The following is a 12589-nucleotide window of genomic DNA, read 5'->3' as shown; positions in this document are numbered from 1 at the left end:
ATATCGTCATGTTTGGAATATCTCCACATCCTCGCCTAAGACTTCTTTCATTTTTTTTAATGAACGTGTATGTAATTGACTGATTCGCGATTCTGATACTTCCATTATGAGAGAAATTTCTTTTAAGGTTAATTCTTCATAATAGTATAATGTAATGACTTTTCTTTCTTTCTCTGTTAGTCCTTCGATCGCTTTGATCAGTATTTTCTTCATTTCCTCTTCTTCAAGTGCTTTTTCCGGTTGATCAAATCTTTTTGTCATCACTTTATCCGATGTTACTTCGCCACCTTGCTCTACAAATTCTTCCAGTGAGGATAGATTCAGTGCTTTCGTTTGATCTTGCCATTTATATAATTCTTCAACAGATATCTCTAATTCTTCTGCGATGAGACTATCTGTAATGCTTTCTTCTGAATCGTTTTCTATTTTTAGTTTTGCTGCTTCAATCATTTTTTGCTTTTTGCGAATCGATCTTGGTATCCAATCCATTTTTCGTATATTATCTAAAATGGACCCGCGTATTCTTAATGATGCATATGTCTCGAACTTAATCCCTTTCGAGTAATCAAACTTATCAATGGCATCAATTAGTCCAAATACCCCATACCCTGTCAAGTCATCAAACTCTACATTATTCCCAAGATACATGCTTAAGCGTCCCGCCACTAGTTTAACTAGTCCCGCATATTCAATAATCAGTTGTTCTTTAATTTGTGGATTTTTATTTTTAGAATATTGTTCCCATAATCGATTTTTTGCTGCATCATTCATACTATCCTCCTTATGTTATTCCTACTCTTTTTCTTGCTCAGGATCAGGAGTAATATTTTCTAATTCTTTGACTTCCTCATCTAATTCTTCATTTATTCCTTTTGTTTGTTCCAAGGTGTTTTTTTCAATAATAGTATTTAATAGAGATTGTATTATCGTTCCAATGATAAAAAATAAAATCATAACAATAAGCATTGTAATTATTATTCGAATTGTCGAATAATTATACACAATACTATATATTGCTACAATTATACCTGATATCAACATCAAACTTATGTTTATATTACGAATACGCATATCTTCACCTAGCCTTAGATAATTTTTATTTCTTTACCTATTGTCTTAATATGCAATTCTCCAGTTTCTGCATAAAACTCAATGGTTCTTCCATAATTTTTCCCGCAGTCTTCTGAAAGAATTGGGATATTTAATTCATGAAGTATCTTTCGTGTCGCTTCTGCATTACGTTCTCCGATTCGCATCATATCATTATTGCCACTAAATGAAAACATTTGAGCCCCGCCTGCAATCTTAGAGACTAATCGTAATTTACTCGCCCCCATTTTTTCCATTGCCTTTATGAGTTCAATAATAGCAGTATCTGCAAACTTTGCTTTATTTTCATTTTTTTTAATTTGTGTACTGTCTGGCAACATAATATGTGCAAGTCCACTAACTTTTGTTCTTTGATCATAGAGAATAATTCCAATACACGAGCCCAAACCGAGCGTAGTAAGGGCATCTGGTGACTTACAAACATTTAGATCTGCCATTCCGACTTTAATCATTGTCATCTGGAATAATCCCTAAACTTTTTAAAATTTCAGCATACGAATCTAATTCGGGAATTAATATAAAATATCCGAACACACGCTCAAGTTCGCCACCGAAATCTGTCTGAATCAAAAGTGCACGGTCACCAACTTTTCCAAACTCTATTGCCGGAACACTTAATATTGCACCAGCCATATCAATCGCCATATTAGGAACTGTACCAATAATTTTTAAATTGGTAAGTGTCGAAAGAGATGAAAGGTAGGCACCAGCAATGATATTGCCGATTTCATTTAGAGCAGACAAATCCATTTCCGTAAAATCTTCAAATCGATCTATGTCTCTTTCCATAAGCATATTGACAAGATTATGGGCCGATTTTTGTTCAAGGACAAACATCATCATTCCATTAATCTGACCTTCAACGCCTATAAGAATTCCGACAATAGGATTCTCTGCTCCTCCCAGCACTTCTGCTAGTTCTTTAAATTCTAATACATTGACTTGTGGAACACCCATGTCAATCTTCTTATTAATCATTTGAGAAAGCGCTGTTGTTGCATTTCCAGCACCTATATTTCCGATTTCCCGTAAAATATCTAGGTGCATGCTATCTAAGCTATTATAATCCAAATTGCTCATATTCGCTCACCTTTCTTATTCTTCAACCCCTATGATTGAACCTACGTTTAACAACGTTACTAATTCTTCTCCTACTTTTCCGACTGCATATACATATTTTGACTTTTCATCATCCGCATCGCTGACAATTTTTTCAATTTGAGCTTCTGATAGTTGTATAACTTCTAAAACCTCGTCAACAATTAATCCAATAGCATTGCCATCAACTTTGACAATAATGATTCGAGTCGCATGTGTAAATTGATCTTCTTCTAATTCAAACTTCACGCGAACACTCATCACAGGAATAATTTCCCCGCGTAAGTTAATAACCCCTTTAATATATGCAGGAGCATTGGGAACACGTGTGATATTTGGCATTCTTACAATATTTTGAACAATTTGAATATTAATTCCATATTGCTCATGCCCAAATTTAACCACGATAAATTGTTTGATATCTTCATTTTTCATTTGTTTTGTTTCCATCCGATTGCACCTCCTGTTTATACTAGTGAATTGACGTCTAGGATAAGCGCAACTTCACCATCACCTAAGATTGTCGCTCCGGCAATTAATTTTATGTTCGTCAAGTATTTTCCTAATGTTTTAATGACGATTTCTTGTTGGCCAATAAGTCCATCAACAACAAATCCTGCTTGTTTATCTCCCTTATTAACAATAACAACCGTCATAGACTCTTCTGTTCTTTCTCTTTCAATGCCTAATAGACCATCTAAACGAATAATAGGAATAACATGACCGCGTAAGTTAATCACTTCTTGATTTTGAATATATTTAATATCTGACACTTTAACATCTTCGATATTTTGAATGGTATTTAGTGGAATCGCATATTTTTCATCTTCTAAGCGTACCATCAATGCTTGAATAATCGCAAGTGTCAATGGTAGTCGAATAATGAATTTCGATCCTTTACCAAGTTTGGTTTTAACTTCAATATCTCCTCCCAAAGCTTCGATTTTTGTCTTCACAACATCAAGACCTACACCTCGACCAGAAACATCAGATATTTGGTCCGCTGTAGAAAAGCTTGGTTTAAATAAAAGTTCAACAATGTCTTGATCACTCATGGCATCTGCTTGATCTCTTGTTATTGTACCATTATTAAGTGCTTTGGCTTTTACTTTTTCAACATCGATTCCATTACCATCATCTGCAACTTCAATGACAACATTATTGCCATCTTGGTATGCATCAAGATATACATTTCCGATTTCACTTTTTCCACTATTCTTACGTTCAGCAGGCATCTCTTGCCCATGGTCGCATGCATTTCGAATTAAATGTACTAAAGGATCTCCAATTTCATCAATAACGGTTCTGTCAAGTTCAGTTTCTTCTCCAGACATATGCAATTCAAGATTTTTATTTAGTTTTCGAGCCAAGTCACGAACAAGTCGTGGGAATCGGTTAAAGACACGCTCTACAGGAACCATTCGTACTTTCATAACGGCGTCGTGGAGATTCGTAGTAATACGCTCTAAATATTCAATTTGTTCATTCATATTTTGATTGTTATTTTCTACAGTCTCTAGACCATTTTTTACAATAATAAGCTCACTTACAAGGTTCATCAGATTATCTAAGCGTTCTATATCCACACGAACGGTTCTATTTGCCTTTGGTTTCGTTGGCGCCTGTCCTTTGTTATCAGCTTTTTCTTTGCTTGGTTTTACATCTTGATCTTCTTCTTGTTCACCCTCTTGCGCTTTATGTTCTTTCGCTTCAAAATTTTGAACCGTTCCTTCAAGATGAATTTCATCTACGTAAACTTCTTCAACTTCCGCAATTGAATTTAATTCTTTTAAAAACTTGTCTTGGCTTTCACTTGAAATTAAGAAAACCGAAAAATCCAAGTCAAATTTTTCATCTTCTATATCTTGAACCGATGGATGGGATTTTATGATTTGACCTAATCCCTCTAGCGTTCTAAAGATAATAAATGCACGTGCTGATTTTAAAACGCAGCTTTCTGAAATTACAATAGTAATACCGTATACATTGTAACTTTCTTCTTGCGCTTTTAGAATTGCATTTTTTTCAAATTCATTAAATGACAGCATTTTGTGCTTACGTTTTATTGTCTCTTGATCATCTTTGAGAGCTTCTGCTTGAGGCTCTTGCGAGTTTTCACTTTCACTAGGCTTTTCGTCTTCTTGAGATGCTTTTGCGTCTTTTCCTTCTAGAATAAGGTTTAGACGATCAATAATCGGCTGATTTGTTTTGTCGCCTTCCGTCCCCGTCTCTATGATTTGATCAATATATTGCTCCAAAGCATCTAGACATTGAAATAATACATCTAAAAGCTCAGCGGATATATTGATTTTCCCATTTCGTATTTCTGACAGTACATTTTCCATATCATGTGTCAACACTGTCATTTTTTTAAATCCCATTGTTGCAGCCATACCTTTTAGGGTGTGTGCAACTCTAAATATCTCATTGACCAAGTCTTTATTATCATCTGACTTTTCCATTTCCAATAAGGCTTCATTTAAGTTTTGTAAATGTTCTTTTGCTTCTTCAATAAATATTTCGAGATATTGTGATACATCCATTTAAAGCACCTCCACTTTTTTTGTTATTACTTTTGCTAATTGATCAAGAGGAATGATATCGTCTGCTAATTTTGCCTCCACGATTGCTTTTGGCATCCCATATACTACGCAAGACGTTTCTTCTTGTGCAATAACATGAATATCGCGTTTTTGTTTCAGGGCAGCAAGACCATCGCGTCCATCAGCACCCATCCCCGTCATAATGACGCCGATCAAGTGCTGTATTGATATATCGCTAAGAGATGTCATCATGACATTGACAGAAGGCTTATGTGCCCCTTCCTTTGGCCCATCCGACAGATGGACAACATAGTCATGTCCTTTTTGTTTAACGACAAGATGGCGGTCACCTGGAGCAATATATGCAGTCCCTTTTAGTATCCGTTCTCCGTCTTCCGCTTCTTTGACTTGAATTTGACTAAGATTATTCAGCCGATCGGCTAAAGACTTCGTAAATCCTGGCGGCATATGTTGTACAATAACAATACCTGCATCAATATCTTTTGGAAGATATGGCAACAAGTACTGTAGAGCTCTAGGACCTCCTGTTGATGTTCCTATCGCGACTAATTTTGATACCTTGTCATTAGATACTTTACGCTGAGTCGGTTTTACGACTTCTTGTGATGGTTCGATTTTACGTATTACTCTTGATTTTTGTGGCGCCTCATATTTTACGCAACACTGTGTTGCTGCCATAATTTTTTCAATAAGTTCTTTTCGAATCTCTTGAGAATTTACTTTAAAAATATTATCTGGCTTGGCGACGAAATCAAATGCTCCTAGTTCAAGGGATTGTATAGTTTCTGTGGCGCCCTCTTTTGTTAATGTACTCATCATGATCACAGGGATGTTGTATTTTTTCTTCATGGTTTTTAGCATTGTCAAGCCATCCATAATAGGCATTTGAACATCTAAGGTAATTACATCCGGCTTAAGTTCTGCAATAAGTTTTAAACCATCTTCACCATTTGCAGCTGTACCAACGACTTCACATCTTGTATCTCCATTAATTATATCAGATATTACCCTTCGCATGAATGCAGAGTCATCAATTACCAGTATTTTTTTCTTAGTTTCCATGTCTTCACATCCCTTTTTCTTTTTTACGACGTCTTCTTTCTTCTTCAAAGATAAACTTTATTATGGTCTCTTGTTTTTCTAAAGATAAATCAATAAATTCGAGCCTATTTTGAAATGCAATCTTTTCCGGTTCAATTATTTTACTTTGAATAATTTTGCCTTTAACATCAAGGTCGACTGTTTCTTCCTTAAGTCGAAGGCAAAGATGACACGTAATGACTTCTTCTTCACTTAGTTGTTTGTCTGTTGAAAACCGCATTCCTCCACCACTTATATCAAGTACCGTTCCCTCACCAACCTCTTTAGTTTGAGCATCTTGAAAAATAAGGTTTAAGGTGCAATTTAATCGATAATACTGTCGACGCTGATATTTTTTAAACATCGTTAACGGTTTCATCGCAAGAATATGAAGGTGCTCCGTTTTTTCACGTTGCTCTAATACCGTTTCAGCACGTAATAATCCTTTTTCTGTATATACATTCATATAATATGTAGCATCAAATTCTAATGGAATAATTTTTCCACTTTCAATAGGTGCCTGTATCCGTAACAATTCATCATCTATACTATAAATCATACTAAAATATATGTCTGCATCCAGCAAATCCGTCTTTTTTACTAATTCTATTTTGTCACCAAGTTTTATAGAAGTCTGCATAAATTTACCTCCAATCTTTATGTCGCAAAAAACTCGCAAAAATGTTTCCTAGTCCACGTGATGTCTTTTCTTCTGTCTCGTAATTATCCATCATTTTTAACGCTATTTCTTCAAAACTTTTAACTATATTAGCTTTCGGATATAAAATTGAAATTGGCTTTTGTTCAATAACCGCTCGAGGCAAAAATCGATCTTCAGGCAAAAATCCAATTGTTCTTAATTCAACATCTAAAAACTTTTTGCTTACTTTGTCCAGTTTATCGAAGATTTCACGCCCTTCTTTTTCACTGCGCACACGATTCACTAAAACATGGATGTGTCCTTGAATCTCTTCAATATTGTTATTTCGAATCGCTTTTAAAACCGCATATGCATCTGTAACCGATGTGGGCTCTGGTGTTGTAACTAAAAGTACCTCGTGTGAAGCCGATAAAAAGCTAAGTACAGCATCACTGATTCCAGCACCTGTATCTATGATAATAACATCTGCATAGCGGTCTAACTCCGCCAGTTTATTAATTAAAAACTCAATTTGAACTTTATCTAACTTAAGTAATTCTTTGACGCCAGAGCCTCCCGAAAGAAACTCTATGCCCAAAGGACCATTGGTTAATACTTCATTAATGGTTTTATTGTTATATATAATATCAAACAAATTATATTTTGGTACAACGCCAAAAATAACTTCTACGTTGGCAAGACCAAAGTCAGCATCAAAAACAACGACACTCTTTCCCATTTTTCGCATTTGTATGGCTAGGTTCACAGAAATATTAGATTTTCCAACGCCGCCTTTTCCAGAAGTGACTGTTATGACTTTTGCACGACGTCGATTTGCAAGCTGACTGTTTTTAACAATATTTCGGAGATTAGTTGCCTGATCCAATGGCTTCACCTCCTAAAAGACTTTTGGCTATATCATGTGGATTAATTTCACTGATGTCATCCGGCACATTTTGACCAAATGTGATATAGGACAATTGGATACCTGTTGCCTTACGAATGTTAAAAATATTTCCATAGCTTATGGTTTCATCCAGTTTTGTAAAAATCACTCTAAAGTCTGTCATAGCCTTATAGATTTTAACCATTTTAAGCATATCTCTGTACTTGGTTGCTACACTTAATGTCAAAAACACCTCTTTATCAACTACTGCATCCAAAAGCTCTTTTAGTTCAAATTGATGTTCCTGATTTTTGTATGAACGTCCGGCTGTATCAATCAGCACAAGCTCTTTATCCGAAAAATATTCAATAGCCTCCATCATTTCTTCTTTGGAATAAACGACCTTTATCGGAATGCCAAGAATATTTGCATATGTCCTTAACTGTTCAACCGCTGCGATACGATACGTATCGGATGTAATCAAGGCAACATCTTTTCCATGATTAAGCGAAAACAACGAAGCAATCTTTGCAATGGTTGTTGTTTTTCCAACCCCTGTAGGACCAATAAAGAAAATATTTTTATTCATTTTGTTAATATCTATTGTATCATAATCCGACATATTTTTAACGATTCTTTTATAAATAATCGATACGATATCATCAATATTGGTTTCATTTTTTTGAACATACTCAACTAGCCCCATCATCAGTTCATTCGCAAACTTTTCATCAATCTCGTTATCAATGAGTTGTTCATAAATAACTTGGAGCATGGGAATATCTGTAGTATCACATGTATCTTCTTGGGTATCTACCTGAATAGCCTCTAGCTTAACAGTATCTAATGGCTTACTTATAGGAGAAGATATTGGTTCCTCTTTTTCTTGCACTTTATTTTCTTGGATTGTGGGTTCTTGTTCAACCTGCTGTTCCTGCTTTTGAGAAAACTTTTCAATAAAACGTTTAAATTCATCTAATTGGGCATCACTATCATTGTCTACGTGACCATTAAATGTTTGGTTGTTTTTTTCAATTGTTGATGCGCTTAATCGTATTTTAGGAAGTGATTTTTCCACATTTTCTTCAGATATTTTTCGATCATCAATGGCTGCTGTCACTTCAACAAATGATTTTCTAAATAATTTAAAGATACCTTTGGGTCGAACGTGTTTGACACTTACAATAAGTGCCTCTGGTCCCAATTCAGCTTTAATTGCTGTCATTGCTTCCTTTTCTGTCTGACCTTTATACTTATGTATATTCATTAAAAGCTCACCATCCCTACTGATTGTAATTCTGCTTGATTATCAATTTCTCCATAGGAAATAACCACAATATCTGGATATCTTTCTTCGATTAAACGTTTATAATATACACGTGCAATTGGCGATGTCAATATAATAGGAGTTCTTCCCATCGCTTCTTGCTTTTGCGCTGCTGCGTGTGTCGCATTGAGTATTTTTTCGATTTTATCTGGCTCTAAATTTAAAAACATTCCTTGTTCTGTTCGCTTAACTGAGTCCATAAGCATTTGTTCAATGGATGGATCAAGCGTCAACACTTGGTTTGTCTCTTCATCAAAGAACGTTTTGCTAATGGTTCGTTTTAAGGATTGTCGTACATATTCTGTTAAAATATCCGGGTCTTTATTTGCCAAACCATAATCTGCAAGGGTTTCAAAAATCGAAACTAAATCACGAATGGATACCCCTTCATTAAGCAAGTTCATTAAAACTTTTTGAATATCTCCCACAGTCATGATTTTAGGCACAAGCTCTTCGACCAAAGTTGGATGATTTTCCTGGACATTATTGATAAGTATTTTTACATCTTGGCGTGTCAATAATTCTCCTAGGTGTCCTTTAATAATTTCAGTTAAGTGGGTTGCTATGATAGAAGGCGGATCAACAACAGTATATCCCATCGCTTCTGCACGTTCTCTTTGACTTTCAGTAATCCACAAAGCCGGCAAGTTAAATGCAGGTTCAATGGTTTCTATTCCATCAATTTCATCTTCAATATACCCTGGGTTCATGGCCATATAATGGTCAAACAAAATCTCACCCTCTGCAATTTGATTGCCTTTAATTTTAATTATATATTGATTGGGATTTAACTGAATATTATCTCTTAAACGAATAATGGGTACAATTGTACCTAATTCTAATGCAATTTGACGCCTGATCATAACAACACGATCCAGCAAGTCTCCCCCTTGCGATGCATCGGCCAAAGGAATAATACCATAACCAAATTCAAGCTCTATCGGATCAACTTGTAATAAATTGACCACGTTTTCCGGCTTTCTGATTTCTTCTGCTTCAACATCTTCCGTTGATATTTCATCAACAATTTCTTGTAACTCTAGATTCTTATGCATTTGATATCCTGCAATCAACGTCAATATTCCGGTTCCACCAACGATTGGAAAACTTAACGGAGTGACTATTCCCAAAAAGGTCAAAGCCCCACCTGCAAGAAACATAACCTTAGGCATTTGAAAAAGCTGTTGAATAAGTGTATCACTGATATCGACTTCTTTTGAAACTTTTGTTACAAGCATTCCCGTTGCAAGGGATATAAGCAGTGCAGGAATTTGACTTACAAGACCATCACCTATTGTTAAAATTGTGTATTCTTCAAAAGCATCCATTAACGTCTGGCCTTGAATCACCACACCAAGAATAACCCCAAAAACAATATTAATAAATGTAATGATCAATCCTGCAATTGCATCTCCTTTTACGAACTTACTTGCACCATCCATTGATCCAAAAAAACTAGCTTCGTCTTGAATTTTCTGTCGTCTTTCTCTGGCTTGCACTTCATCAATCAGTCCCGAGTTCAAATCAGCATCTATAGCCATTTGCTTTCCCGGCATAGCATCAAGCGTAAATCGTGCGGCAACTTCTGCAACACGCTCAGAACCTTTAGTTATAACCATAAAGTTAATAATAACTAAAATCATAAAGACAACAACACCTACAATTAGACTCGAACCACCTACAAAGGAGCCAAATGTCTTTATAACATTTCCAGCTTTTGCTTCACCACCTGTTAATATTGCACGTGTTGATGACACATTAAGTGCAAGGCGATATACTGTCATAAACAATAGAATTGTAGGAAACGCTGACATAGATAAAGCTTCTCGCGCAAACATGGCATTAAAAAGAATAATTAATGCCAACAAAAGATTTAATGAAATTAAAAAACTAATGACTGCTCCTTCAATAGGAATAATCATAATTACAATTGCTAATAATATAAATAATCCGAGTATGATATCTCCTGGTTTCATGTAACAGCACTCCTATTTTTTAATGAATATACAAAAGCTAATACTTCTGCAACCGCCTGATATAGTTCTGGTGGTATTTCTTGTCCAATTTCAACTGTATAATATAACGTTCTGGCTAATGGCTTATTTTCAACAATTTCAATATTATGTTCTCTAGCTTGTTCACGTATCTTAGCAGCTACAAGGTCAGCCCCCTTAGCCAGCACACGTGGTGCTCCAAATTGGTGTTCATCATATGCAATCGCAATCGCAAAATGGGTGGGATTTGTAATAACCACATCTGCTTTTGGAATATCTTGCATCATTCTGCGCATCGCAGCTTCCCGCATTTTTTGTCTAATCTTTCCTTTGATCTCTGGATTACCATCAATCATTTTACGTTCATCTTTGATTTCTTGCTTTGTCATTTTTAGATCTTTTTCATGCTTATAGCGTTGATAGGAATAATCAATAACTGCAATAATTATAAAGTACATTCCAACTCTTATCGCCATATCCAATACTGTATTTATAATCATGGCATACCCTTCAAAAACAGGTAATCGATAAAAATTATAAATCATATTCTCAAAATCGATAATTGTAAAATAGACAATGAGTAAAATAATAACTATTTTTAATATTGATTTTAATAATTCTACCAATGTACGCATGGAAAACATCCGCTTTATCCCTTGAATTGGGCTAAGCCGATTCAATTTAGGTGTCAAGGGTTTTAATGTTGGTTTCCATCCAACTTGTGCAATATTACTTACAAAAGCGACAACGAATGATATCCCTAAAATAGGTAGAATGATTAATAATACTTTTTCTGCAAAATGCATGTAGATTTGATGTGCCAACACTTGATCCAAATTATCGTATTTAAAAAGTGAAAAGGCTTCCCGCATAATGTCAATCAAACGCTTAGCAATCCAAGGTCCAATAATTTTTAATGTATAAAAAAGGGTGATGAGCAAAAATGCTGTTGTAATCTCAATACTTTTTGCAACTTGCCCCTCTTCTCTTGATTTTTCCCTCTTTCGGCTTGTGGGTTTTTCTGTTTTTTCTCCCGCACCTGAATCCTCGGCAAAAAACTGAAGATTTAACGTAAGCATCTTTTTTTCACTTGTCTCTATCATGGCGCCATCCCTCGAATCAGCATATCCATCATTAATTTTATTTCTCGAATAATGATTTCAGACACGTTGTCAAATAGTGCTAATGTAAAGTATAAAATAAATAATCCCAAAATAATTTTAATCGGAAATCCGACAACAAACATATTAAGCTGGGGAACCGTTCTTGCTAAAATCCCCAAAACAACATTTGTCACTAACATGACAAAAAATATAGGTGCTGCAATTTGTAATGCTAATAAGAAAAATGTATTAAAATATTCAATTAAAGAAACATACAACGCATCACTTGGGGCAATACGACCTATCGGAATGAATTGATAACTTGTCTTGAGTGCCCGAAAAATATAACCATAGCTACGTGTCACCAAAAAAATCAATAAAAACGTAAAGTAATAAAAGTTCCCCGTAATCGTAAGTTGTGTTTGGCTCATTGGATCAAACACATTGACCATAGAAAAACCTATCTGGTAGTCAATAAATTGGCCTGCCAAGGTCAATATCGCAAATACAATATATGCTCCAAATCCAAGCATCCACCCTGTAGCTGATTCCTTGATGATCAAAACTGCATAATCTACAAGCGTAAAAGTTCCATCAACACTTAATGGTGGAACGATGTTTATTAATATCACGGAGCAAAAAAAACCAAGCGCAATTTTTGCAATAGCCGGAATACTTCGGTTGCTTAAAAATGGCATCATAATCATGATACTTATTGTCCGAGTAAACACAAGTAAAAGTGTATCTAAATATGTATATGGATTCGCAAATAATAATTCCATGTTCA

At 35.1% G+C, this 12589-nt stretch carries 13 protein-coding genes; all 13 read right to left on the bottom strand.

The genetic code is table 11. The features are described from left to right. Positions 1–6: 6 nt before the first annotated feature. The 13 genes from QBE53_07330 to fliR are packed head-to-tail and all read right to left on the bottom strand — an operon-like array spanning position 7 to position 12584. Positions 7–771, bottom strand: coding sequence for a FliA/WhiG family RNA polymerase sigma factor (locus QBE53_07330; protein WZL82915.1), 765 nt, complete (start codon positions 769–771; stop codon positions 7–9). Between the two features lie 21 nt (positions 772–792). Further along, entirely contained in the window at positions 793–1071 is a 279-nt protein-coding gene (locus QBE53_07325; protein WZL82914.1) for a hypothetical protein, read from the bottom strand. A gap of 14 nt (positions 1072–1085) precedes the next feature. Beyond that, entirely contained in the window at positions 1086–1568 is a 483-nt protein-coding gene (locus QBE53_07320; protein ID WZL82913.1) for a chemotaxis protein CheD, read from the bottom strand. Beyond that, entirely contained in the window at positions 1555–2190 is a 636-nt protein-coding gene (locus QBE53_07315; protein ID WZL82912.1) for a chemotaxis protein CheC, read from the bottom strand. The genes QBE53_07320 and QBE53_07315 overlap by 14 nt, the downstream gene beginning before the upstream one ends. A gap of 15 nt (positions 2191–2205) precedes the next feature. Continuing rightward, positions 2206–2658: a chemotaxis protein CheW gene (locus QBE53_07310; GenBank protein ID WZL82911.1), complete on the bottom strand. Its 453-nt coding sequence runs from the start codon at positions 2656–2658 to the stop codon at positions 2206–2208. Positions 2659–2675: 17 nt separating this feature from the next. Next, positions 2676–4751, bottom strand: coding sequence for a chemotaxis protein CheA (locus QBE53_07305; protein ID WZL82910.1), 2076 nt, complete (start codon positions 4749–4751; stop codon positions 2676–2678). After that, positions 4752–5834, bottom strand: a complete 1083-nt coding sequence (locus QBE53_07300; protein ID WZL82909.1) for a chemotaxis response regulator protein-glutamate methylesterase — start codon at positions 5832–5834, stop codon at positions 4752–4754. It lies immediately after the preceding gene. Positions 5835–5838: 4 nt separating this feature from the next. Further along, positions 5839–6492 (bottom strand): PilZ domain-containing protein, encoded by a 654-nt coding sequence (locus QBE53_07295; protein WZL82908.1) that lies wholly within the window; start codon positions 6490–6492, stop codon positions 5839–5841. A 4-nt stretch (positions 6493–6496) separates the two neighbouring features. Continuing rightward, entirely contained in the window at positions 6497–7378 is an 882-nt protein-coding gene (locus QBE53_07290) for a MinD/ParA family protein (GenBank protein WZL82907.1), read from the bottom strand. Further along, a complete protein-coding gene (flhF, locus tag QBE53_07285; protein ID WZL82906.1) occupies positions 7362–8645 on the bottom strand; it encodes a flagellar biosynthesis protein FlhF in 1284 nt (427 codons plus the stop codon). The genes QBE53_07290 and flhF overlap by 17 nt, the downstream gene beginning before the upstream one ends. After that, positions 8645–10681 (bottom strand): flagellar biosynthesis protein FlhA, encoded by a 2037-nt coding sequence (gene flhA / locus QBE53_07280; GenBank protein ID WZL82905.1) that lies wholly within the window; start codon positions 10679–10681, stop codon positions 8645–8647. Before flhA ends, flhF begins: the two co-directional genes overlap by 1 nt. Further along, positions 10678–11802 (bottom strand): flagellar biosynthesis protein FlhB, encoded by a 1125-nt coding sequence (flhB, locus tag QBE53_07275; protein WZL82904.1) that lies wholly within the window; start codon positions 11800–11802, stop codon positions 10678–10680. Before flhB ends, flhA begins: the two co-directional genes overlap by 4 nt. Continuing rightward, the gene (fliR, locus tag QBE53_07270; GenBank protein ID WZL82903.1) at positions 11799–12584 is read right to left on the bottom strand and encodes a flagellar biosynthetic protein FliR; all 786 of its coding nucleotides are present in this window, start codon (positions 12582–12584) and stop codon (positions 11799–11801) included. The genes flhB and fliR overlap by 4 nt, the downstream gene beginning before the upstream one ends. Between the last annotated feature and the right edge of the window lie 5 nt (positions 12585–12589).

Source organism: Vallitaleaceae bacterium 9-2 (genome assembly GCA_038396585.1).
Taxonomy (GTDB): Bacteria; Bacillota; Clostridia; order Lachnospirales; family Vallitaleaceae; genus UBA1351.
This window is presented reverse-complemented; position numbering and strand designations above follow the sequence as displayed.

What these genes read in the sequence shown, in the direction of transcription:
- QBE53_07330 (WZL82915.1), bottom strand. Translation starts at nt 771, where the DNA reads ATGAATGATGCAGCAAAAAATCGATTATGGGAACAATATTCTAAAAAT.
- QBE53_07325 (WZL82914.1), bottom strand. Translation starts at nt 1,071, where the DNA reads ATGCGTATTCGTAATATAAACATAAGTTTGATGTTGATATCAGGTATA.
- QBE53_07320 (WZL82913.1), bottom strand. Translation starts at nt 1,568, where the DNA reads ATGACAATGATTAAAGTCGGAATGGCAGATCTAAATGTTTGTAAGTCA.
- QBE53_07315 (WZL82912.1), bottom strand. Translation starts at nt 2,190, where the DNA reads ATGAGCAATTTGGATTATAATAGCTTAGATAGCATGCACCTAGATATT.
- QBE53_07310 (WZL82911.1), bottom strand. Translation starts at nt 2,658, where the DNA reads ATGGAAACAAAACAAATGAAAAATGAAGATATCAAACAATTTATCGTG.
- QBE53_07305 (WZL82910.1), bottom strand. Translation starts at nt 4,751, where the DNA reads ATGGATGTATCACAATATCTCGAAATATTTATTGAAGAAGCAAAAGAA.
- QBE53_07300 (WZL82909.1), bottom strand. Translation starts at nt 5,834, where the DNA reads ATGGAAACTAAGAAAAAAATACTGGTAATTGATGACTCTGCATTCATG.
- QBE53_07295 (WZL82908.1), bottom strand. Translation starts at nt 6,492, where the DNA reads ATGCAGACTTCTATAAAACTTGGTGACAAAATAGAATTAGTAAAAAAG.
- flhF (WZL82906.1), bottom strand. Translation starts at nt 8,645, where the DNA reads ATGAATATACATAAGTATAAAGGTCAGACAGAAAAGGAAGCAATGACA.
- flhA (WZL82905.1), bottom strand. Translation starts at nt 10,681, where the DNA reads ATGAAACCAGGAGATATCATACTCGGATTATTTATATTATTAGCAATT.
- flhB (WZL82904.1), bottom strand. Translation starts at nt 11,802, where the DNA reads ATGATAGAGACAAGTGAAAAAAAGATGCTTACGTTAAATCTTCAGTTT.
- fliR (WZL82903.1), bottom strand. Translation starts at nt 12,584, where the DNA reads ATGGAATTATTATTTGCGAATCCATATACATATTTAGATACACTTTTA.